The sequence below is a fragment of the Micromonospora sp. DT62 genome, assembly GCF_049847285.1.
GTDB classification, from domain to species: Bacteria; Actinomycetota; Actinomycetes; order Mycobacteriales; family Micromonosporaceae; genus Micromonospora; species Micromonospora reichwaldensis.
In genome coordinates this window covers 342,950-364,430 of sequence record NZ_JBNCOB010000001.1, presented here as the reverse complement: position 1 = coordinate 364,430, position 21,481 = coordinate 342,950, and the positions used below count along the sequence as shown (strand labels likewise).

Below are 21,481 nucleotides of genomic sequence, written 5' to 3'. Positions count from 1 at the left end.
GGCCGGCCGGGGTCGCGCCCGGAGGGAGTGGGCTGCGACCCCGGCCGGGGTTCCGGTGCGGATCAGACCACGGTCGTGCAGGTGGGTGTCGGCGCGCTGTTGGTGCCGGACCACGAGCCGAGGAAGCCGAACGTGGTGCTCGCCCCGGGGGCCAGCGAACCGTTGTGCTCCGCGTTGCGGGCGACGACCCGCGTGCCGCTGGTGGTCACGGTCGCGTTCCACGCCGACGTGACCTGCTGGCCGTTGGCGTAGGTCCAGGTCACGGACCAGCCCTTGACGGCCCCGCCACCGGCGGTCACCGTCACCTCGCCCTGGAAGCCTCCGCCCCACTGCCCGGTCACCCGGTACGTCGCCGTGCAGGCCCCGGCCGGCGGCGGGGTCGTGGGCGGGGGAGTGGTCGGCGGCGGCGTGGTGGGCGGGGGAGTGGTGGGCGGCGGCGTCGTCGGCGGCGGGTTGGTCGGCCCGCCGGAGAAGTCGACGTCGCTGCACAGGTAGTACGACTGGTCGAGGTGGCTGGCCTGCCAGATGGTGTAGACGACGTGCCGCCCGGTCCGCCCCGGCGCGTTCGCCGGGATCTCGATGGACACGCCGGTGGGCTCCGGCTTCCACCCCGACGCCGGGGTGTTGCCGATCTGGCCGACCAGTTCCAGGTCGTCCCAGCCCAGCGGCTCGGTGAGCGCGTCGAAGCCCTGCCTGGTCACGTACACCCGGATGTAGTCCGCGCCGTGACTGGCCTGGTCGTAGAGGCGGACCCGGAAGTTGCTGGAGACCGGGGCGGTCTTCCAGGCGCCGACCGTGTCGAGGGCGTTGTAGCGACCGCCCTCGGTCCGGCCGCCGGAGCAGAGCTGGCCGTTGGGGACGGCGGCCTGGTGGTTGCCGGCGACGCCCTCGCGGAACAGGCCGTTCCAGTTCCACATGGCGTTCGGGTTGGCCTGCCAGGCCTGCCAGCACATCGGGTCCTCGGTGGCCATCCGGGGATTCTGGAAGTCGCTGCCCCAGCGCTGCCAGCAGCCGTAGTTGCGTGACGCCGGGTCCACCACGGAGCCGTGCGCCGACACGGGGTTGGCCAGGGCCGTGGTCAGCAGCAGCACGGCGGTCGCCGCGACGGCGAGCAGCCACGCCAGGCGGGAGGTGCGAAGTTGAGTGGACATGGGGAGCCCCCGGGAGGAGAGGTCGGACGACGACGCCCGGACGGCCCGGGAGTTGCCCCTCCCGTGCGCGCTGCGTGGCTTCCGCGACGGCTCTGCCCGGAGGCTGTCATATTTATCGGCTTCGGTCAATGCCTTCCCGGCGCATCGGGGTGTGCGGGATGCCGTCCTCGACGTACTCGGGCCCGGCGACGGCGAAGCCGTGGCGGGCGTAGAGGCCGACCAGGTGGGACTGGGCCTCCAGCACGCAGGGGCGGTCGCCGACCAGCTCCAGCGCCGCGGCCATCAGCCGGCCCGCGTGCCCGCCGCCGCGCGCCTTCGGCGCCACCACCACCCGCCCGATCCGCGCCAGGCCGCCCGGGTCGGCGAGGATCCGGAGGTACGCCAGGGGCGCGCCACCGTCGTCGAGCCAGAGGTGGCGGGTGCCCGGCTCGACGTCACGCCCGTCGAGTTCCGGGTACGGGCACGCCTGCTCCACCACGAACACGTCGATCCGGAGCCGGAGCAGGTCGTGGAAGGTGCGGGCGTCGAGGTCGGCGAACGAGGCGGTCCTCGGCACGGGGAGCTGTGGCACTCCCCGATGGTAGGCCGGGCCCGTGGGTCAGCTTCCCTGCTGCCCCGCCGACCGCCGACCGCCGACCGCCGACCGCCGATCGTCGGGCTCAGGCGGGGCGGGCGCCGACCGCGTCGCGGATCTCGGCGCCCTGGGCGCCCTCCTCCGCGCGGGCGCAGTGCGCGCAGCAGAAGAACCGGCCGGACACCTCCACCCCGTGCCCGACGATCTTGACCTGGCAGTGCTCGCAGATCGGCGCCAGCTTGTGCGCGGCGCACTCGAAGCAGTCGAAGGTGTGCACGTCGCCGCTGACGGTCCGCACCTCGAACGCCATCCAGTAGTCGTTACCGCAGACCTCGCACGTCGCCACGACAGAACCCCCCGAAGGCCGACACATTTCCTCGAGCGTGCGGCAACCGGACCGTGCCGGGCGGGCGGAACGGCCCAGGTCACTCCGGGGTGGCGGCGTGTCGCCCCCGGCGTGTCGGGCGTTGTACCGGGTGACCGCGCACGACCCCGGAGGAACACGACATGATCAAGCGGAACAAGCTCTTCGGCAACCAGGTACGGGTCACCTTCAGCCTGCCCCGCGACACCCCGCCCGGCCCGGTCAGCGTGGTCGGCTCCTTCAACGGCTGGGAGCCGGGGCGGCACGAACTCCTCCCGCGTCGGGACGGCACCCGGACGGTCACCGTGCGACTCGGCCCGGGGGAGTACCGCTTCCGCTACCTCGCCACCGGTGGCGTCTGGCTGGACGACGAGTCCGCCGACCGGGTGGACGAGCGGGGCAGCCTGTTGCTGCTCTGACGGTCACCCTGCGTGTGCAGAAGGTGCGATATTTCTATCGACAGGAGTCTTTACTGTTAACAAGCTTTAATTTATGTTGATGGCACCTCACCAGGCCGAAGTCCGAAGGAGCTGCCACCATGCGTCGAAGAATCACCATCCCGCTCATGGCGACGGGCGCCGTCGTCTCCGCACTCGCCGTCGCGGCGCCCGCCCAGGCCCACGGCTACGTGTCCGGCCCGCCGAGCCGCCAGGCGCTCTGCGCCCAGGGGCGGGTCCCCGACTGCGGGCAGATCAAGTACGAGCCGCAGAGCGTCGAGGGGCCGAAGGGGCTGCGCAGCTGCCACGCGGGGATCGCCCAGTTCGCCGTCCTCAACGACGACAGCCGGGGCTGGCCCGCCACCTCGGTCGGCAGCTCCGTCACCTTCACCTGGACCAACACCGCCCGGCACGCCACCAGCAACTGGGAGTACTTCATCGGCGGGACCCGGGTGGCCGTCTTCAGCGGCGGCGGGCAGCAGCCCGGCGCCACCGTCTCGCACACCGTCAACCTGGGCGGCCACCCGGGACGGCAGAAGGTCCTCGCCGTGTGGAACATCGCGGACACCGCCAACGCGTTCTACTCCTGCGTCGACCTCCAGGTCGGCGGGGGCGGCAACCCGTCGCCCACGCCGAGCCCGACCCCGCCGGCCCCGTCGCCCACCCCGACCCCCACCGCCGCCCCGACCACCCCGCCCGCGCCGGGCGGCAGCTGGACGGCGGGCCGGGCCTACCAGGTCGGCGACCAGGTCACCTACGGCGGGCTGACGTACCGCTGCCGGCAGGCGCACACCGCGATCCCCGGTTGGGAACCGCCGCACGTGCCGGCGCTCTGGACGCAGGTCTGACCGGACGGGTGCGGCCCGTCCCCCCGGCGTCCGCACCCGTCACCCCTCCCCGGATCGGAGTACGCCATGCGACGGCTGCCCACGGTCGCCCTGCTCGCCGTCCTGCTGACCGTCCCCGGCTGCGCCGCGCGGAGCGCCCCGGCGTCGTCCGTCCCCGCGCCGCCGGGGCCGGCCGCGGCCAGCGCGACCGAGATGAACGGCCTGGACGTGGTCTTCCTGGCCACGTTGGCGGCACACACCGAGCAGACGCTGGAGATGGTGCGGCTCAGCCGCGACCGGGTGACCGACCGGAAGCTGCACACCCTCGTCGCCGCCATCGAGGTCACCGAGACCGACGAACTCGCCACGATGCGCGGCTGGCTGCGCGACGCCGGACCGGCCGCCGCCGAGGCCGCCCGCCGGCACGACCACGGACAGCACGGGACCGCCGCCGAGGACATGGCACGCCTGCGGGCCGCCCCGGACGGCGAGGTCGATCGCGTCCTGCTCGGCCTGTTCGTCCCGCACCAGGAGGCGGCGGCCGACCTGGCCCGGGCGCACCAGACGGTCGGCGCCGACCCGCGCGTACGCGACTTCGCCGGCCGCGTCGAGCGGTCGCGTACGGCCGAGGTCTCGCTGATGGCGGGGCTGACGCCGGCCCGGGCGGCCTGAACCGGGCGCCGGATCAGGCGTCGGCGCGCGGCTCCAGCCGGATGGAGACGGAGTTGACGCAGTGCCGGGTGTCCTTCGGGGTGAAACCCTCGCCCCGGAAGACGTGACCCAGGTGGCTGTCGCACCGGGCGCAGCGGATCTCGGTGCGGCTCATCCCCAGGCTGCGGTCCTCGATCTCCTTGACCGCGCCGGGGATCGCGTCGTCGAAGCTGGGCCACCCGCAGTGCGAGTCGAACTTCGTGTCGCTGGGGTAGAGCTGCGCGCCGCAGGCCCGGCAGTGGTAGGTCCCGGGCGTCTTCGTGTCGACGTACTCGCCGGTCCACGGGCGCTCGGTGCCGGCCTCCCGCAGCACCCGGAACTCCTCCGGGCTGAGCCGGACCCGCCACTCTTCCTCGGTACGGGGCAGTTCACTCTCGTCAAGACTCACCCGCCAACGGTACGTCGGACGTCGGAGGTGTGGCATATGGTCGCGCAATGGGTGGCACGAAGGCTGCGGCCGAACTGATCGAGGTGGCCGGGCACGACGTCCGGCTGACCAGCCCCGACCGGGTGATCTTCCCGCAGCGCGGCTTCACCAAGGCCGACGTCTTCCACTACTACCTCGCGGTGGGTGACGGCATCATGCGCGCCCTGCGCGAGCGTCCCACCACGTTGCAGCGCTTCCCGGAGGGCGTCGAGGGCGAGGCGTTCTTCCAGAAGAGGGTGCCCGCGCGGGGCGTGCCGCCCTGGGTGCGCACGACCACGATCAGCTTCCCGAGCGGTCGCAGCGCGGCCGAGCTCTGCCCCGCCGACCTGGCCCACGTGGCCTGGGCCGCCCAGATGGGCACCATCGTGTTCCACCCGTGGCCGGTGCGTGCCGCCGACGTCGACCGCCCCGACGAGTTGCGCATCGACTTCGACCCGCAGCCCGGCACCGACTTCGCCGACGCGGTCTCCGCCGCCGGGGAGCTGCGCGGGCTCCTCGACGAGTTGGGCGCCACCGGCTGGCCGAAGACCTCCGGCGGCCGTGGCGTGCACGTCTACCTGCGGATCGCGCCGCGCTGGACGTTCACCGAGGTGCGCCGGGCCACCATCGCGTTGGCCCGCGAGCTGGAGCGGCGCCGGCCGGAGCTGGTGACCACCGCCTGGTGGAAGGAGCAGCGGGGCGAGCGCGTCTTCGTCGACTACAACCAGATGGCCCGCGACCGCACGATCGCCTGCGCGTACTCGCTGCGGGCCAACGCCCGGGCCACCGTGTCCACCCCGGTCACCTGGGACGAGCTGCCCGACGTCGACCCCGACGACTTCGACCTGCGCACCGTCCCGGCCCGGCTGGCCGAGCGCGGCGATCCGCACGCGGGCATCGACGACACCGCGTGGGACATCAGCCCGCTGCTGGAGTGGGCCGACCGGGACGACACCGCCGGCCAGGGCGACATGCCCTACCCGCCGGACCACCCGAAGATGCCCGGCGAGCCGAAGCGCGTGCAGCCCTCCAAGGACCGCGACCGCCCCCGCTGACCGGCCCGCCCGACGCCGCCGTCCCGCCGGCACGGACGGGACGCGTGCCTGCCGTCACCGGCGGTCGCCGTACGCCTCCACCGCCTCCTTGGCCGAGCGCAGGTCCGCGCCGGTCGCCTTCCGGTACGCGGCGATCGCCTTGATCTTGTCGCCCCGGGCCAGGTGCTGTCCCACCTCCGGCGGCACGGGCGAGGCATCCACCACGCCCAGGTGGTCCATCATCAGCCGGAGCCGGCGCTCGATCTCGGTGAGCCGGTACGCGGTCCGCGCCCGCTCGGCCCTGCCCGGCAACTGGGCGGCGAGCAGCGCGACGACGGCCACCATCAGGGCGGTGAGGGCGATCTCCATCCGGTGATCGAAGCACATCCGCGCCACCGCGCCACCGCGCCGGGTCGCCGGGTCGCCGGCCCCGCCCACCGGTCGAATGCTTCCGGATAACGATCAAGTAACGGGCGCGAACCTTTCCCGGCACGTCACCGCTCTCCCTGACCGTCGGCCCGACAACGGGCCAGGGGAGGGCATCGGATGAAGCTGGTGTGGAGGCGGGCCCGTGAGGCGCAGGGGCTGCTGCTCGCCGCGGTGGTCGCGGCCCTGGTGGCGGTCGCGCTGGTCACCGGGCTTTCTGACTACAACCGGCGGGCCGTCGAGGCGGGCCAGCGTGCCCTGCTCAGCGGGGCGTCGTTCGAGGAGCGCAGCCTCCTGGTCAGCGGCGCGGCCGGCCGGGACGCGGCCGAGTTCGCCGCCCGGGACCGGGCCGTCCGGGACGGGTTCGCCGCCGGCCTCGGCGGCGCGCCGGTCACCGTCGACGCCGCCCGGTACGGCGGTGGCCGCGAGCTGACCGGCGACCTCGGTCCCGTGGCCCGCGACGGCGACGACCCGGTCTTCGCCACCCTGGCGGCCCTCGACGACCTGCCCCGCCACGCCGAACTGACCGGCGGCGCCTGGCCCGCCCCGGGAACCTCGCCGCTACAGGTCACCCTGCCGGAGAAGGTCGCCGGCGTGCTCGGGATGAGCGTCGGTGACCGGGTGCCGATGCTGGACCGCCGGTCCGACGAGGCCAGCACCGTGCTGCTCGTCGGGACCTGGCGCCCCCGCGACGCGGCCGACCCGTACTGGCGGCTGGCCCCCGGGGTCGGGGCGGGCAGCGCCGCGGACGCCGGCACCTCGTACGGGCCGTTCGTGCTGGACCCGGCGGACTTCGTCGCCACCTACCCGGGCTCGGTGTCGGCGTCCTGGGTCGTCGAGCCGGACCTCGCGGCGGCGGCCGGCGCGGGCCGGCTGTCCGACGTGCGGCAGGCGCTCACCGCGGCCCTTGCCGAGGTGCCCGAGGCGGCCGGGCTGGGCTCCTCCGGCCAGACCGTCACGGCGATCGACCGGCTCCTCGACCGCGTCACCCGGGCCGACCTGGTGGGCCGTTCCTCGCTGGCCACCCCGCTGCTGCTGATCGTCGTCCTCGGCGGGTACGCGCTGGTGCTCGTCGCCGCCCTGCTGCACGAGGACCGGCGCGGCCAGACCGCCCTGCTGAGGGCCCGGGGCGCCGCGCGGCGGCAACTGGCCGGCCTGGCGGCCCGGGAGGCGGCCCTGGTCGTCCTGCCCGCCGGCGTGCTGGGGCCCCTGATCGCCGGGGAGGCGCTGCGGCACGTGGGTACCGGCGGCGCCACCCCGCTGACGCTCGCCGCCGGCAACTCCACGCTGATCTGGGCCGCCGCGGCCGCCACCGCCGCCGGCTGCCTGGTCGCGATGGTCGTCCCGACGTTGCGGGGGGCCGGCACCTACGTCGCCGACATGGCGGCCCGGTCCCGGCCCACCCGCGCCGCGAGCGTCCAGCGGGCCAGCCTCGATCTGGTGCTGGTCGGCTTCGCGGTGCTGGCCTGGACCCAGCTGCGCCAGTACTCGTCGCCGGTCGCCGGGGCGGCCGGCCGGCTCGGGGTGGACCCGCTGCTGGTCGCGGCGCCGACGCTGGGCGTGCTGGCCGGCGCGGTCGTGGCGTTGCGGCTGCTGCCGCCCGCGACCCGCTTCGCCGAGCGGTTCGTCGACCGCAGACCGTGGACCGCGACCATGTTCGGCATGTGGCAGGCGGGGCGGCGTCCGCACGCCGGCCCGGTGCTGCTGCTCGCCCTCGCCGTCGGCGGCAGCACCCTGGCGTGGTCGCTGGTGACCACGGGCGAGCTGTCGCAGGCCGACCAGGCCGACCACACCGTCGGCGCCGACCTGCGGGTCGTCGAGCGCACCGGCGCGGCACCCGACGGCCGCGCCGGACAGCTCGCCGCGCTGCCCGGCGTCCGCGAGGCGCTGCCGGCCTGGCGGGACGAGATCCGCCTCGGCCGCGCCGACCTGCCGACGACGGTGGTGAGCCTCGACGCCGCGGCCGCGGCCGACGTGCTGCGACTGAACGAGAGGCTGACCGACGAACCCGCGCCGGCACTGCTCGACCGGCTGACCCGGGCACGCGGCGCGCCGGCCGGGGTGGAACTGCCCGCCGGCACCCGATCGCTCACCGGCACGGTACGCACCCCCGTGCGCGACGCCGTCACGCCGCACCAGATCGGCCTCTGGGTGCTGCTGACCCGGGCGGACGGGCTGGCCTTCCGGCTTCCGGCTGGCAGCAGCGGCAGCGACGGCCGGCCGGCGCCGTTCACCGTCGCCGTCCCCGCCGGGGAGGGCACCCTACGACTGTCCGGGTTCGAGGCCGACGGCGGGAGCGCGCGCGGGCGGGCGTACCGCCTGGAGGTGTCGGACCTGCGGCTGGTCGGCGCCGACGGCGCGGCCCGGCCGGCGTCGCTGGACGGCGGGTGGGTGGCCGTCGACGGCCAGGGCAAACCGGTCGGTGCGTCGGCCACGGCCGCCGGGCTGAAGGCCGACTGGGAGGTCGAGTACCGCGAGGGCGGCCGGTTCGCGTTCCAGCCGCCGAGCCGTTTCGCCGTGGTGCCGGCCGGCGAGAACCGGCCGGTACCCGCACTGATGACCCCGGCCGCACGCGACGCGTTGAGCCTGCGCGTCGGCGACACGGTCAACCTCGTGCTGTCCGGCGCGACGCTGCCGGTCACGCTGGTCGGTGAGCTGGACGCGGTGCCGTCCGCGGCCGGCGAGGGCGTGCTGCTGGACCTGCCGGCGGCGGCGGACTGGCTGGTCCGGGACCGGGGCGGGGTCCGGCCGGTGCCGGAGTGGTGGCTGGGCACCGAGGGCGCCGGCCACGCCGAGGCGGCCCGCGCGGCGGCCGACCTGACCGGCGCCACGCTGCTCGACCGGCGGGAGGTGGCCGAGCGGGCCGCCGGCGACCCGTACTGGCAGGGGGCCCGCACGGGGCTGCTCGCCGCCGCGCTCGGCTCGGTGCTGCTGGCCCTGGTCGGGCTGATCGTCGACGTCTGGGCGACCGCCCGGCACCGGCTCGGGGAGTTCGCCGTGCTGCACACGCTCGGCGCGAGCCCCCGGCTGCTGGCCCGCGCGCTGCTGGCCGAGCAGACCTTCCTGGCCGGGATCGGCGTCGGCGTGGGCCTGCTGCTGGGTGCCGCGGTCGGCGCGACCATGGCCCCGCTGGTCATCCTCACGCCGTCCGCCGGCCGGCCGGTGCCGGAGGCTGCCTTCGTGCTGCCCTGGCTGCCCATCGGCCTGACCGCGCTCGGCCTGCTGCTGGCGGCACTCGCCTTCAGCGCGTTCATCGCCCTCGGCATCCGGCAGCGGGTGGCCGTGGCGCAGCTGCGGATCGAGGGAGACCGGTGACCGGGTGGAGCGTAGGGACGACCAGGAGCGGAGACGGGGCGTGGTGAGCATCGGGGCGGTGGTCCGCCGGATTCGGGCGTACGGCGGGCAGTTCCTGCTCCTCGCGGCGCTGACGCTGGTCGCCACGCTGGTCATCAGCGGCGTGCCCAGGATCGTCAACGCGTACGCCGAGCAGGGCCTGCGGGCCCACCTGGGCGCCGTGCCGGCGCAGCAGCGGGACGTGACGTACTCGACGGGGCCGCTCCTCGCGAAGAGCGACGGCTATTCCCCGGTGGCCGCGCGCCAGCGCGACCTGGCGACGCTGGAGGCCGAGATGCCGCCGGTCGTGCGGGGGCTGGTCGAACAGCGGTGGTTCACCGCGGAGACCGCGGCCAGCCGGCTGAGCGGCCCGGACCTGGCGGCGAAGAACCTCCTGGTCCACCTGGGCCTGCGCACCGTGTCCGGGATCGAGACGGCCGGCACGCTGGTCGAGGGACGCTGGCCGGCCGATGCGGCGGAGGACCAGCCGGTGCAGGTGGCGCTGGCCGTGGACGTCGCCCGCAAGCTGAATCTGCGGCTCGGCAGCCGGCTCACCGTCGCCCCACCGGAGACGCCCGAACCCCCGCCCCCGCTCCGGGTCGCCGTGGTCGGTCTCTTCCAGCCCCGCGACGCCGCCGACGGATTCTGGGACGGACTGCCGCCGCTGCTGCGGGCCGTCGAGCCGGTGGGCGACGGCGAACCCTTCATCGCCGTCGGGGTCGTCGACGGCGCCGTGCTGAACCGCCAGGCCGCCGACGGCTGGACGATGTCGTTCAGCTGGCGCTACCGGACGGGCGCCGAGGGGATCGACGTCCGAGAGCTGGACCAGGTGATCGACGGACTCCAGCAGCTGACCCGGGAGGCGGAAGGCCGCAACTTCCTGCAGGGGCTGGACATCCCGCTGCGGGAGTTCGCGGCCGAGGTGGACAGCGCCCGGACGGTGCTCGGGGTCATCGCCGCGGGCGTACTGGGCACCCTGGCCGGCCTCGTCGTGCTGGCCGCCGGGCTGCTGGTGCGCCGCCGCCGCTCGGAGTTCACCCTGCTGCGGGCCCGGGGCGGGGCGGCCACCACGAGCGCGGGCCGCAGCCTGACCGAGGCGTTGTTGGTGGTGCCGCCCGCCGGCGCGCTCGGCTGGCTGGTCGGTGGCCTCGCTCCGGGGGCACCGGGCGAGACCCTGTGGTCCGCCGTCGCCGCGACCGTCCTGGTGGCCCTCGCGCTGCCGGTGGCCACCCTCGCCGCGTCCAGGGGCGGTGCCGGTCGGCGCGACCTGATCCGGTCGCGCCCCTCCGCGCGTCGCCTCACGGTGGAGGCGGGGCTGCTGGTCCTCGCGGGTCTCGCGGTCGTGCTGCTGCGCCGCCGCGGCCTCACCCCGGGGGAGGTCGACCCGCTGCTGGTCTCGGTCCCGGTGCTGCTGGCCGTCGCCGCGGCGGTGGTCGCGATGCGGTTGTACCCGTGGCCGCTGCGGCTGGTCAGCCGGCTCGCGGCCCGGGCCCGGGGCAGCGTCGCCTTCCTGGGTACCGCCCGGGCCGGCCGGTCCGTCGTCGCCGTGCCGCTGGTGGTCGTCGTGCTGGCCATCGCCACCGCCGCGTTCTGCGCGGTGACGGCCGCCGGGATCGAGGCGAGCCGGGACCGGGCCGCCAGCCGGGTGGTCCCCGCCGACGCCCTGATCCTGGGGGACCGGATCGCCCCGGACACGGGCGCCGAGCTGGAGCGGCTGCCGGGGGTCCGTGCCGCGAGTCCGGTGCTGCACGAGGCGGGCCAACGCCTGGCGAAGGACGCCATCGGCACCGAGACCCGGCTCGGCGGGGTGACCGTACTCATGGTCGACGGTCCGGCCCTGGCCCGGATCGTCCGCGAGTCCGACGTCGACGTGACCGTGCCGGCGGCCCTGCTCGCCCCCGCCGGGAGAGGCGGCCCGCTGCCCGCGGTGGTCTCCCCGACGGTCGCCGCCGAACTGGCCGACGCCGGCCTCGACAGCTCCGCCTTCGTCAGCGCCCAGGGCCAGCGGTACGAGTTCCGGGTCGCCGGGCAGGCGGAGAGCTTCCCGCTGCTGCGCGCGGACAGCAGCCGGTTCGTCGTCCTGCCCTGGCAGTCCCTACCTCGGCGGGACTACGCCGCCGTGCCGACCGGCTTCCTGGTGGCCGGTGACGACCTGGACGGCGAGGCGCTGCGCAGGGCCGGCGACGCGGGACAGTCCCGCTTCCAGACCGGCGGGGCCGTCACCGGCCGGGAGCGCCCGCGCGGCGTGGAGTTGTTGACCTTCGCGGACACCCGTCGACAGGTGGGTGAGGGCGGCGCCAACGGGGTGCTCGCCTTCGGCTTCACCGCCGGCGCCGCCGGTGGGACGGCGCTCGGCCTGCTCGCGATCGCCTTCACGGTGCTCGCCGGTGCCCGCGAGCGCGGCCAGGTGCTCTCCCGGCTGCGCACCCTCGGCCTGTCCCGACGCCAGTGGCGCGGGCTGCTGCTGGTGGAGCTGGCCCCGCTGGTGGGCGTCTCGGTGGTGACCGGTGCGCTGGTCGGCACGGTCCTGCCGCTGTTGCTCACCCCGGTGCTCGGCCTGTCCGCCTTCACCGACGGGGTCGAGGTCCGGGTGGCGTTCGAGCCCGGCCTGGCGGCCGCGGTCGTCGCGCTCGGTGCGCTCGCCCTCGGCTTCGCGGTCGCTGTCGAGGCCCTGAACAACCGCCGGATGCGCCTCGGTGAGGTGCTCCGGCTCGGAGAGGAGAACTGACAATGACCGCTACCGCGGAGACCACCGCCGTGCCGGACCTGGCCGCCCTGCAACAGCGGGCCGCCGAGCGTGCGGCCGAGCGGGCCGGCGGCCGGGACCGGTTGCGTGGGCACATCGTCTGCGACGGGCTGGTCCGGATCTTCAAGACCGAGGGGGTGGAGGTCGTCGCGTTGCAGGGGCTCGACCTGGTCATCGACCGGGGCGAGCTGGTGGCGATCGTCGGTGCTTCCGGTTCCGGGAAGTCGACGCTGCTGAACATCCTCTCCGGGCTGGACACGCCCACCGCCGGCATCGCCCGGGTCGGCGACTACGACCTGCTCAACCTCTCCACCCGGCGGCGACTGAGCTACCGGCGGAGCATGGTCGGATTCGTCTGGCAGCAGACCGGCCGCAACCTGCTGCCGTACCTGACCGCGCTGGAGAACGTCGAGCTGCCGATGCGGCTCGCCGGGCGGCGCGGCGGCAGGCGGGCCCACCGCGAGCGGGCCCGGGAGCTGCTCGACCTGGTCGGGGTCAGTCACTGCGCCGACCGGCGGCCGGGGCAGCTCAGCGGCGGCGAGCAGCAGCGCTGCGCGGTGGCGGTGGCGGTGGCCAACGACCCCGAGGTGCTCTTCGCCGACGAGCCGACCGGTGAGCTGGACGAGGCGACCGGCGCCGAGGTCTTCGGGGCGCTGCGCACCATCAACGCCGAGCTCGGCGTCACCATCGTGGTGGTCACCCACGACCAGGCCGTGGCCACCCAGGTCCGCCGGACCGTCGCGATCCGCGACGGCCGGACCGCCTCCGAGGTACGCCGGACCGCGCGGATCGGCGCGGACGGCAGCACCGAACTGGTCAGCGAGGAGTACGCCGTGCTCGACCGCAGCGGCCGGATGCAGCTGCCGGCGCCGTTCGTGGACGCGTTGTCGCTGCGCGACCGGGTGCGGCTCAACCTGGAGCTGGACCACGTGGAGGTACGCCCCGGCGACCGGCCGCAGGACGAACGGGAGCCGACGCGGTGAGCGGCCAGGGCGTGGCCACGGTGAGCGGGTGGGAAGCCTGCGCGGTCGGCGGGCGGAAGGACGTCGCCGTGGGCGGGCGGGGCATCGGTCGGTACCGCGTGGTCGATCCGGTCGACCGCGCCGAGCACAGCGGGGCGGGATCATGAACGAGCACGACGTGACGTCGGACGGACGGTCGGCCGGGGCGGTGGCGGGCGCCACGGTCACCGACGAGGTGGTCCGGGTGGAGGAGGTCAGCCGCACGTTCGGCCGCGGCGAGCACGCGGTGCACGCCGTACGGGACGTGTCGTTCTCGGCCGGGCGGGGCGAGCTGGTGGCCGTGCGCGGTCGCTCCGGGGCGGGCAAGACGACCCTGCTGAACCTGGTGGGCGGGCTGGACCGGCCCGACTCGGGCCGGGTGGTGGTCGCCGGGCACGACGTCACCGGCGCCGGTGAGAAGGAGCTGCTGGAGCTGCGCCGCGGCACGGTCGGCTTCGTGTTCCAGACCTTCGGCCTGGTGCCGATCCTGTCCGCCGCCGAGAACGTCGGCGTGCCGCTGCGGTTGGCGCGGGTCCCGGCGGCCGAGCGGGAGGAGCGGGTGGCGGTGCTGCTCGAGCTGGTGGGCCTCGGCGGGCACGCGGGCCAGCGCCCGTACGAGCTCTCGGGCGGCCAGCAGCAGCGGGTGGCGGTGGCGCGGGCCCTGGCCAACGAGCCGGCCCTGTTGATCGCCGACGAGCCCACCGGCCAACTCGACTCCGAGACCGGCCGGTCGATCATGGACCTGCTCCGGGCGGTCGTGCACGCCCGCGGCATGACCGCGCTGGTCGCCACCCACGATCCGGCCCTGATCGACCTCGCCGACCGCGTCCTCACCCTCCGCGACGGCCACCTCCTCCCCACCTGACCCCCGCCCGCTCCGCCCGCCACCCCTCGCGTCGCGCCCGCCGCCCCGCTCGCGTCGATCATGCAGTTGTGGTGGGAGTTGTTCGCCGCTTCGCCCCTTTTGCGGGGCACCACAACTGCATGATCGCCGGGGCGTGGCTCAGAGGGTTGTTTGCTGTAGCCAGTTTTGTGTGCGAATGTTGGTGGACGTGGGCTAACGTTGGCGCATGAAGCTTGCCGAGTGGGCGCGCCGTAACGGTGTGCACCCGCACACCGCTTACCGGTGGGTCCGTGAAGGAACCATGCCGGTACCGGTCCGCAAGCTTCCCTCCGGCACGATCATGGTCGACGTCGACACTCCCGCCAGTCGCGCGGAAACCGTCGTGGTGTACGCCCGCGTCTCGTCCGCTGACCAGCGCGCCGACCTGGACCGGCAGGTTGCCCGGGTAACCGACTGGTCCACCAAGCAAGGCTTGCCCGTCTGCCGCGTGGTCACTGAGGTCGGGTCGGCGCTCAACGGCAAGCGGAAGAAGTTCCTTGCGCTGCTGGCCGACCCGAGCGTCACGACGATCGTGGTAGAGCACCGGGACCGGTTCGCGCGCTTCGGTGCCGAGTACGTCGAAGCGGCGCTGACTGCACAAGGCCGGCGGCTGCTGGTGGTCGACCCCGGTGAAGTTGACGACGACCTGGTACGCGACATGACCGAGATCCTGACCAGCCTTTGCGCACGCTTGTATGGACGCCGTGCCGCCGCTGACCGGGCCAAGCGTGCTGTGGACGCGGCCACCGGGGGCGACCAGTCGTGAAGACGATGCAGGCGTATCGGTTCGCGCTCGACCCCGCCCCGGTGCAGCAGCGGGACATCCTCGCCCACTGTGGTGCGGCCCGGGTCGCGTACAACTGGGGTCTAGCCACGGTCAAGGCCGTCATGGACCAGCGGACGGCTGAGCGAACCTACGGTGTCCCCGATGAGTTGCTGACCCCTTCGATCGGATGGAACCTCCCGGCGCTACGCCGAGCGTGGAACGCTGCCAAAGGTGATGTCGCCCCTTGGTGGGCGGAGTGCTCCAAAGAGGCGTACAACACGGGTCTAGACGGTCTGGCGCGCGCGTTGAAGAACTGGGCCGACTCCCGTGCCGGTAAGCGTGCCGGCCGCCTGGTGGGCTTCCCCCGATTCAAGTCGAAGCGTCGCGCTACGCCGTCCGTGCGGTTCACCACCGGTGTCATCCGGGTGGAGCCAGACCGTAAGCACGTGGTGCTGCCTCGGCTGGGCCGGATCAAGCTCCACGAGTCGGCGCGGAAGCTGGCCCGTCGGATCGACAACGGCACCGCCCGGATCAGGTCCGCCACTGTGCGCCGCGAGGGTGGCCGCTGGCACGTGTCGTTCACCTGCGAAGTTGAGTGGACCGTACGGGCGCCACAGCGGCCGAACGCGACGGTCGGCGTAGACCTGGGCGTGAAGACCCTGGCGGTGTTGTCCACCGGCGAGATGGTCGTCAACCCGAAGCATCTGGCTGGTGCGTCTCGGAAGCTGCGGCGGCTGTCCCGGTCCGTATCCCGGAAGGTTGGCCCGGACCGCCGTACCGGCCAGCGGGTATCGAAACGGTGGGAGCGTGCCAACCGGGCTCTCGGCAAGACGCACCACCGGGTCACCAGCCTGCGACGGGACGGCATCCACAAGCTGACCACCCGGCTCACCAGCGAGTACGGCACGGTCGTCGTGGAAGACCTGAACGTTGCCGGAATGGTCCGTAACCGGAAGCTTGCCCGTTCGATCTCCGATGCCGGGTTCGGGGAGATCCGCCGGCAGTTGGCGTACAAGACCGAGTGGAGCGGCGGCCGGCTGGTGACGGCTGACCGCTGGTATCCGTCGAGTAAGACCTGTTCGGGCTGCGGCGCGGTGAAAGCCAAGCTGCCGCTGCATGTTCGAACGTACGTGTGTGAGTCCTGCGGCATGTCCCTTGACCGGGATGAGAACGCGGCACGGAACCTCGCGAAGCTGGTAGTCGCCGGGAGTGGCCCGGAGACGCTAAACGGACGTGGAGCCGACCGTAAGACCCCGCTTGCGGGGCGGGTGGCGACGAAGCGTCAACCTCGCGCCGCGCAAGCGGATCAGACGAGGACCGTTGGCCGGCAACGGTCAGCTGTTGATCATGTGCCTATATTTGCACACTGATCGGCAACGGGAGCTTCATGCCCTCGTGGGTGGGGAGGAAGCCGAGGTCGAGGTAGAAGCGGTGGGCGTCGTGGCGGGTCTTGTCGGTGGTGAGCTGGACCAGGGCGCAGCCACGCTGCTTCGCCTGGTCGACCGCCCAGGTGATCATCTGCCGGCCGAGGCCCCGCCCGCGTAGGTCGGAGCGGACCCGGACCGCCTCGATCAGCTGCCGCTCCGCGCCGTGCCGGCCCAGGCCGGGGATGTAGGTGAGCTGCATGCAGCCGAGCAGTTCACCGTCCGCGTCGGCCACGATCAGCTGGTTGCGTGGGTCGGCGTCGATGTCGGCGAACGCCTTCTCGTACGCGGCGTCGACCTCCGTGAAGTCGCGGGTCCTGCCGAGCACGTCGTCGGCGAGCAGGGCGACCACGGCCGGCAGGTCGGCTCGGACGGCCTCGCGGAAGATCACGTCACTCATGCCGCCCAGCGTGGCACAGTGAGCCGGACCGATGGGCGGGCAGCGCCCGCGTACGAGGGGCAACATGACTGTCCATGGACGCCCTGCTGCTGCCGTTCTGGTTGATCCACCGGGGGCTGGTCTGGTTCGCCAACTCGACGACGCCTTCGAGCACGAGGAGCAGGAGCAGTTGAAGGCCGACGTGCGCCGGATGCGGGCGTTGCTGGAGGAGATCGCGGCCCGGCAGGGCATCGACCTGCCCGACCTGCCGCCGGAGCGGCCGGTCAGCGGGCCGGGCAGCGCAGCCCCTCCCTGGGCACGGTCAGGTCGATCAGGTAGGCGTCGACCGCCTCGGTGATGCAGGAGGTCTGCGGGTACGCGGTGTGCCCCTCGCCCTCCCAGGTGAGCACCCGGCCCACGCCCAGCATCGCGGCCAGTGCCGGGGTCTGCTCGTACGGCGTCGCGGGGTCGCCGGTGGTGCCCACCACCAGGATCGGCGGCGCCCCGTCGGCCCGGCCCGTCGGGTACGGGTCGCGACCGCCGGGCCACTCGGTGCAGGAGAGCAGGCCGACGGCCAGAGCCGGCCCGAACAGCGGGTACTTCGCCCGCCACTGCGACTGGAGCTGCCGGATCCGCTCCCGGCTCGGCTTCTCCTCCTCGTCGGCGCAGTTGACCGCCAGGTTGGCGTCGAACATGTTCGAGTAGTGCCCGTCGGCGTCCCGGTCGGCGTACGCGTCGGCGAGGCGGAACACGTCGCCCGGGTCGCCGCCCTCCAGCTTGTCGATGGCGCCGGCCAGCTCCTGCCACCCCGACTCGGTGTAGAGCGACGAGATGATCGCGTAGAAGACCCAGCCCGCGGTGGCCTCCCGGCCGTCGTCCCCGCGCACCGGGGACACCCGCGCCTTGTCGATCGCCGAGGTGACCGCGGCCCGGGCGTCCGGGGCGATCGGGCAGCGCCCGGCGTTGGCCGCGCACCACGTGGCGAAGTTGCCGAAGGCCCGCTCGAAGCCCTTGGCCTGGCCCTCGGAGCCGGCGATCAGGCCCTGTCGCGGGTCGACCGCGCCGTCGAGGACCAGTGCCCGTACCCGCTGCGGGTAGAGCTGGGCGTAGGTGGCTCCGAGCAGGGTGCCGTAGGAGTAGCCGAGGTAGGTCAGCTTGTCGTCGCCGACGGCGGCGCGGACCGCGTCCATGTCCCGGGCGGCCTGCTCGGTGCCGTAGAGCGGCAGCTGGTCGCCGTAGCGGTCGCCGCAGCCGCGCCCGATCTTCCGGCTGAGCGCGACGAAGCCGTCGAACGACTCCTGGCTCTCCGGGTCGGGGTCGTAGCCGAAGCTGGCGTCCAGCTCGGCGTCGGGGATGCACTTGACCGGACTGGAGCGGGACACCCCGCGCGGGTCGAAGCCGACGATGTCGAACCGGTCGGTGACCGAGGCGGGCAGGCCGCCGAGATTCGGGCCGAAGGAGAGGTAGACGGCGGTGTCCACGCCGGAGCCGCCGGGCCCGCCCGGGTTGATCACCAGCGAGCCGATCCGGTCGCGCTGCTTGGTCGACCGGGCCCGCAGCAGCGCGATCTCGAAGGTCTGCCCGGCGCCCGGGCCGGCGGTCGCCCCGCCGCCCGCACCCGTGCCCCAGTCGCGCGGCACCTTGATCCGCGCGCACTCGTAGCGCATGCCCGGCGCGCCGCGCCCGACCAGCTCCTCGGCCACCTCCGGGCAGGCCCGCCAGGTGGGCGCCGTGCCGGGGGCGGCGGCCTCGCCGCCGGCCTCCGTCCGGGGCGCGATCGCCGGCAGGGTGCAGCCTGCGGCGACCAGCGCGGCGGCGGCCAGCCCGGCGAGGGTGAGCCGGAACCGGCGGATCCGGTCGGGGGTGCGGGTCACGAGCGAGCCTCCGTGATCGGGTCGACGGCCAGGCTACGCCGGACCGGCGGCGGACCCCACGGTCACCGTGGGATCGCCGCGCAGCACCTGGTCCACATCGAACCGTACGGGCCGGTCGAGCTGGTCGTAGCGGCAGGATTGCGGTTCGCGGTCGGGCCGCCAGCGGACGAACCGGGCGGTGTGCCGGAACCGGTCGCCCTCCATGGCGTCGTAGCCGACCTCGACCACCAGCTCGGGGCGCAGCGGCTCCCACTCGAGGTTGCGGGCGCCCGTCCAGCGGCTCACCCCGCCGGGGAGGCGCTGGCCGCGTTCGTGGTCGCCGTGCACCCACGGGTGGTCGGCGCCGACGTCACGGTAGGGCTCCAGCTCCTCCAGCAGCTCCGCGCGGCGGGCCATCGTGAACGACGCGCTCACCCCGACGTGGTGCAGGACCCCGTCGTCGTCGTGGAGGCCGAGCAGGAGCGAGCCGACCACCGGGCCGGACTTGTGCCAGCGGAAGCCGGCCACCACCACGTCGGCCGTGCGGGCGTGCTTGACCTTGAACATGAGCCGCTTGCCAGGCTCGTAGGGCAGGTCGGCCGGCTTGGCGATCAGGCCGTCCAGGCCGGCGCCCTCGAAGACGTCGAACCAGCGGTGGGCGGTGTCGACGTCGGTGGTGACCTGCGTGACGTGCACCGGCGGCCGGACCCCGGCCAGCGCCGACTCCAACCGGGCCCGGCGCCGCGGATAGGGCTCGTCGAGCAGCGTCTCGTCGTCGAGGGCGAGCAGGTCGAAGGCGACGAAGTCGGCCGGCGTGGTCTCGGCCAGCATCCTCACCCGGGACGCGGCCGGGTGGACGCGCTGGGCCAGCAGCTCGAAGTCCAGCCGGGGCTGCCCGCCCGGCCCGTCGCGCCGGATCACGATCAGCTCGCCGTCGACCGCGCACCGCTCGGGCAGCTGACGGCGGGCCTGCTCGACCACCTCGGGGAAGTAGCGGGTCATCGACTTGCCGCCCCGGCTGGAGAGCTCCACCTCGTCGCCGTCGCGGAACACGATGCACCGGAAGCCGTCCCACTTCGGCTCGTAGGTCATCCCCGGCGCGGTGGGGACCCGCGGGACGCTCTTGGCCAGCATCGGCTCGACCGGCGGACTGATCGGCAGCTTCACGGCGACCAGTCAACCAGACCGCACCGACAGTCGTGAGGCAGATCACGTCCGCGCGGCGGGCGGCGTGTCCGGCCGCGCGCCGCTCGTACCGCACCGGGCGAATGATGAAACCGCAGGTCAGAGCTACCTTCGCGGGGTGTCGGAGTGGGTTTGCGGGTGCTGCGGGCGGTGGCGGGTGAGCGTCGAGCTGATCCGGGGCCGCTACCGGTACCGGCTGGTGCGCCGCTATCCCCGCCAGTTCGGCGGGGGCAAGGACGTGCTCGGCGAGGCCGGCTCCGTGGCGGAGCTGGAGGAACTGCTGCGCCGGCGTACCCCCCTCGGGCTGGCCGACCTGCGCGAGGCCGCCTGACCCGGCGGCGACCGGGCCCGGCGGACATCCGGCGTCCGCCGACCCGGCACCCCCGCGCGCCGGCGGACACGGACCGGCCGGCGGGTGCCTCGTCACGATCCCGCACGCGGCGTCGTCGAGACTGGCAGCGGCGCCGCCGGGCGCCGACACGGGGAGGGGGCGCGATGCGGTTCGAGGCCGGTACGGAGGTGGCCGCCGAGGCGGGACGGGTCTGGGCGGTGCTGGTCGACGTCGAGCGGTGGCCGGAGTGGACGCCGTCGGTGCGTCGGGCGCAACGGGGGGAGGCGGGACCGCTCGCGGTGGGCGCCACCGTCCGGCTCGCGCAGCCGAAGCTGCGACCGGCGGTGTGGCGGGTCACCGAGCTGGCCGAGGGCCGGTCGTTCTCGTGGGTCTCGGGCAGCCCGGGGGTGCGCACGCTCGGCGAGCACCGGGTGCTGCCGCTGCCCGACGGGCGCAGCCGCGTCGAGTTGGCCCTCACGCAGTCCGGGCCGCTCGCCGGGCCCGTCGGCTGGCTCTACGGCGACCTGATGCGCCGCTACCTGCGGATGGAGGCCGACGGGCTCAGGCGTCGCTGCGAGCGGGACTGACCGCCTTCTCCAGCAGGGCGAGCCGGATGCCGTTCGCGTCCGGGCGGTGCCCGACCACCCGGTAGCCGTGCCGGTGGTAGAACCGCAGGTTCTGCCCGGTGTCCGCGCCCGTGAAGAGCGCGAAGCGGCGCACCCGGGCGGCGCAGGCCGTCTCCACCGCGCGCAACAGCCGCCCGCCGACGCCCCGGCCGTGCTGGTCCGGGGCCACGGAGAGCCGGCTGACGTGCGCGGTGTCGCCGTCGACGTGCGCCCGCACCGAGCCGACCAGCCGGTCGCCGAGCCGGGCGGTGAGCACCGTCGCCGGGCCCGCCAGCGCGGCCCGCACCTCGTCCAGGGTCTCGGTCAGCGGGGGCAGGAACGGGTCGGCGTAGCGCTGTGCCTCGGTGACGTACGCGGCGCGCTGCACGGTGAGGATCTCGCCGGCGTCCGTGACGTCGGCGGGGGCGATGCGCGGCTCGATGATCACTCCGACAGCCAACCACAGGCCGTCGGGCGGGCCGTCCGCGCCGCCCGTACGCTGGCGGTGTCCCGTCGAGCCGTGGGGGTGCGCCGTGCCGGCACTGACCTATCCGCACGTCGGCGCCACCGAGACCGGCGAGCTGCCGGCCGGCTGGCGGCACGTGCGGCACCGGGTCCGGCTGCCCGACTCCTGCTTCCCGGCGGCCGGGGACGCCGTGCTCGGCTGGCGCCTGCACCGGGCGGCCGGCATCCGGATCGACGCCGCCGCCGAGCGTGCCGCGCCCGGGGTCCGGGTGGTCTCCGGGCTGGGCGTCGGCCCGCTGCGGTTGGCCGCGCCCTGCGAGGTGGTCTGGGCCGTCGACGACGGGCGGCGGGCCGGCTTCGGGTACGGCACGCTGCCCGGGCACCCGGCGCGCGGCGAGGAGGCGTTCGTGGTCAGCCGCGACGCCGCCGGCCACGTCTGGTTCGAGGTGCTCGCGTTCAGCCGGCCGGACCGCTGGGTCATGCGCGCCGCGGGGCCGGCCGGTCGGGCCTTCCAGCGGGCGTACGCCTGGTGGCTCGGCCGCACCCTGCGCCGCCTCTGCGCCCGACCCTGACCCGCACC

Annotated in this window: 22 protein-coding genes; 13 read left to right on the top strand and 9 right to left on the bottom strand. The window is 74.5% G+C overall.

Annotated elements, in window-relative coordinates; genetic code table 11:
• Positions 1-62 precede the first annotated feature (62 nt).
• From ACPXCB_RS01625 to ACPXCB_RS01615, 3 genes are all read right to left on the bottom strand, one after another.
• A complete protein-coding gene (locus ACPXCB_RS01625) occupies positions 63-1,151 on the bottom strand; it encodes a lytic polysaccharide monooxygenase auxiliary activity family 9 protein (RefSeq protein WP_425871484.1) in 1,089 nt (362 codons plus the stop codon).
• Between the two features lie 112 nt (positions 1,152-1,263).
• Positions 1,264-1,722: a GNAT family N-acetyltransferase gene (locus ACPXCB_RS01620; protein WP_425871482.1), complete on the bottom strand. Its 459-nt coding sequence runs from the start codon at positions 1,720-1,722 to the stop codon at positions 1,264-1,266.
• A gap of 88 nt (positions 1,723-1,810) precedes the next feature.
• On the bottom strand, positions 1,811-2,071 hold the full coding sequence (locus ACPXCB_RS01615) for a Prokaryotic metallothionein (protein ID WP_357880167.1): 261 nt from the start codon (positions 2,069-2,071) through the stop codon (positions 1,811-1,813).
• Positions 2,072-2,232: 161 nt separating this feature from the next.
• Here ACPXCB_RS01615 and ACPXCB_RS01610 point away from each other — a divergent pair, with 161 nt between their 5' ends.
• The 3 genes from ACPXCB_RS01610 to ACPXCB_RS01600 all read left to right on the top strand — a co-directional run bounded on the left by ACPXCB_RS01610 (position 2,233) and on the right by ACPXCB_RS01600 (position 4,025).
• On the top strand, positions 2,233-2,508 hold the full coding sequence (locus tag ACPXCB_RS01610) for an isoamylase early set domain-containing protein (RefSeq protein WP_132233095.1): 276 nt from the start codon (positions 2,233-2,235) through the stop codon (positions 2,506-2,508).
• Between the two features lie 119 nt (positions 2,509-2,627).
• Complete coding sequence (locus tag ACPXCB_RS01605; RefSeq protein ID WP_425871480.1) at positions 2,628-3,374, top strand: lytic polysaccharide monooxygenase; 747 nt, start codon at positions 2,628-2,630, stop codon at positions 3,372-3,374.
• Positions 3,375-3,440: 66 nt separating this feature from the next.
• Entirely contained in the window at positions 3,441-4,025 is a 585-nt protein-coding gene (locus ACPXCB_RS01600) for a DUF305 domain-containing protein (protein ID WP_425871478.1), read from the top strand.
• 13 nt (positions 4,026-4,038) lie between these two features.
• Here the strand turns inward: ACPXCB_RS01600 and msrB are convergent, their stop codons facing one another.
• Positions 4,039-4,452, bottom strand: a complete 414-nt coding sequence (gene msrB / locus ACPXCB_RS01595; RefSeq protein ID WP_101414752.1) for a peptide-methionine (R)-S-oxide reductase MsrB — start codon at positions 4,450-4,452, stop codon at positions 4,039-4,041.
• A gap of 47 nt (positions 4,453-4,499) precedes the next feature.
• On the opposite strand from msrB, the gene ligD reads away from it, so the two are divergent.
• The gene (ligD, locus tag ACPXCB_RS01590) at positions 4,500-5,525 is read left to right on the top strand and encodes a non-homologous end-joining DNA ligase (RefSeq protein ID WP_132233103.1); all 1,026 of its coding nucleotides are present in this window, start codon (positions 4,500-4,502) and stop codon (positions 5,523-5,525) included.
• 54 nt (positions 5,526-5,579) lie between these two features.
• On the opposite strand, the gene ACPXCB_RS01585 is transcribed toward ligD, so the two are convergent.
• The gene (locus ACPXCB_RS01585) at positions 5,580-5,942 is read right to left on the bottom strand and encodes a hypothetical protein (RefSeq protein WP_425871476.1); all 363 of its coding nucleotides are present in this window, start codon (positions 5,940-5,942) and stop codon (positions 5,580-5,582) included.
• Between the two features lie 108 nt (positions 5,943-6,050).
• Here ACPXCB_RS01585 and ACPXCB_RS01580 point away from each other — a divergent pair, with 108 nt between their 5' ends.
• The 6 genes from ACPXCB_RS01580 (at position 6,051) to tnpB (ending at position 16,029) form a co-directional block, all read left to right on the top strand.
• A complete protein-coding gene (locus ACPXCB_RS01580; RefSeq protein WP_425871474.1) occupies positions 6,051-9,245 on the top strand; it encodes an FtsX-like permease family protein in 3,195 nt (1,064 codons plus the stop codon).
• Between the two features lie 40 nt (positions 9,246-9,285).
• On the top strand, positions 9,286-11,991 hold the full coding sequence (locus ACPXCB_RS01575; RefSeq protein WP_425871473.1) for an FtsX-like permease family protein: 2,706 nt from the start codon (positions 9,286-9,288) through the stop codon (positions 11,989-11,991).
• Positions 11,992-11,993: 2 nt separating this feature from the next.
• Complete coding sequence (locus tag ACPXCB_RS01570; protein WP_425871471.1) at positions 11,994-12,992, top strand: ABC transporter ATP-binding protein; 999 nt, start codon at positions 11,994-11,996, stop codon at positions 12,990-12,992.
• 142 nt (positions 12,993-13,134) lie between these two features.
• Positions 13,135-13,875, top strand: a complete 741-nt coding sequence (locus ACPXCB_RS01565; protein ID WP_425871470.1) for an ABC transporter ATP-binding protein — start codon at positions 13,135-13,137, stop codon at positions 13,873-13,875.
• A gap of 205 nt (positions 13,876-14,080) precedes the next feature.
• Positions 14,081-14,659: an IS607 family transposase gene (locus ACPXCB_RS01560; RefSeq protein ID WP_357578369.1), complete on the top strand. Its 579-nt coding sequence runs from the start codon at positions 14,081-14,083 to the stop codon at positions 14,657-14,659.
• Positions 14,660-14,664: 5 nt separating this feature from the next.
• A complete protein-coding gene (tnpB, locus tag ACPXCB_RS01555) occupies positions 14,665-16,029 on the top strand; it encodes an IS607 family element RNA-guided endonuclease TnpB (RefSeq protein WP_425872114.1) in 1,365 nt (454 codons plus the stop codon).
• On the opposite strand, the gene ACPXCB_RS01550 is transcribed toward tnpB, so the two are convergent.
• From ACPXCB_RS01550 to ACPXCB_RS01540, 3 genes are all read right to left on the bottom strand, one after another.
• Positions 16,013-16,483 carry a GNAT family N-acetyltransferase gene (locus ACPXCB_RS01550; RefSeq protein ID WP_425871466.1) on the bottom strand — a complete coding sequence of 157 codons (471 nt, stop codon included), beginning with the start codon at positions 16,481-16,483 and terminating at the stop codon, positions 16,013-16,015. The genes tnpB and ACPXCB_RS01550 overlap by 17 nt on opposite strands.
• Before the next feature lie 263 nt (positions 16,484-16,746).
• Positions 16,747-18,336 (bottom strand): alpha/beta hydrolase, encoded by a 1,590-nt coding sequence (locus ACPXCB_RS01545; RefSeq protein WP_425871463.1) that lies wholly within the window; start codon positions 18,334-18,336, stop codon positions 16,747-16,749.
• A gap of 33 nt (positions 18,337-18,369) precedes the next feature.
• A complete protein-coding gene (locus ACPXCB_RS01540) occupies positions 18,370-19,482 on the bottom strand; it encodes an ATP-dependent DNA ligase (RefSeq protein WP_393165391.1) in 1,113 nt (370 codons plus the stop codon).
• A gap of 136 nt (positions 19,483-19,618) precedes the next feature.
• Here ACPXCB_RS01540 and ACPXCB_RS01535 point away from each other — a divergent pair, with 136 nt between their 5' ends.
• Entirely contained in the window at positions 19,619-19,831 is a 213-nt protein-coding gene (locus ACPXCB_RS01535; RefSeq protein WP_132233121.1) for a hypothetical protein, read from the top strand.
• A 164-nt stretch (positions 19,832-19,995) separates the two neighbouring features.
• Entirely contained in the window at positions 19,996-20,418 is a 423-nt protein-coding gene (locus ACPXCB_RS01530) for an SRPBCC family protein (protein WP_425871461.1), read from the top strand.
• On the opposite strand, the gene ACPXCB_RS01525 is transcribed toward ACPXCB_RS01530, so the two are convergent.
• Entirely contained in the window at positions 20,393-20,884 is a 492-nt protein-coding gene (locus ACPXCB_RS01525) for a GNAT family N-acetyltransferase (protein ID WP_425871459.1), read from the bottom strand. The two genes, ACPXCB_RS01530 and ACPXCB_RS01525, sit on opposite strands and share 26 nt — an antisense overlap.
• A gap of 85 nt (positions 20,885-20,969) precedes the next feature.
• Here ACPXCB_RS01525 and ACPXCB_RS01520 point away from each other — a divergent pair, with 85 nt between their 5' ends.
• Entirely contained in the window at positions 20,970-21,473 is a 504-nt protein-coding gene (locus ACPXCB_RS01520) for a DUF1990 family protein (protein ID WP_425871457.1), read from the top strand.
• The last annotated feature ends 8 nt before the right edge of the window (positions 21,474-21,481 follow it).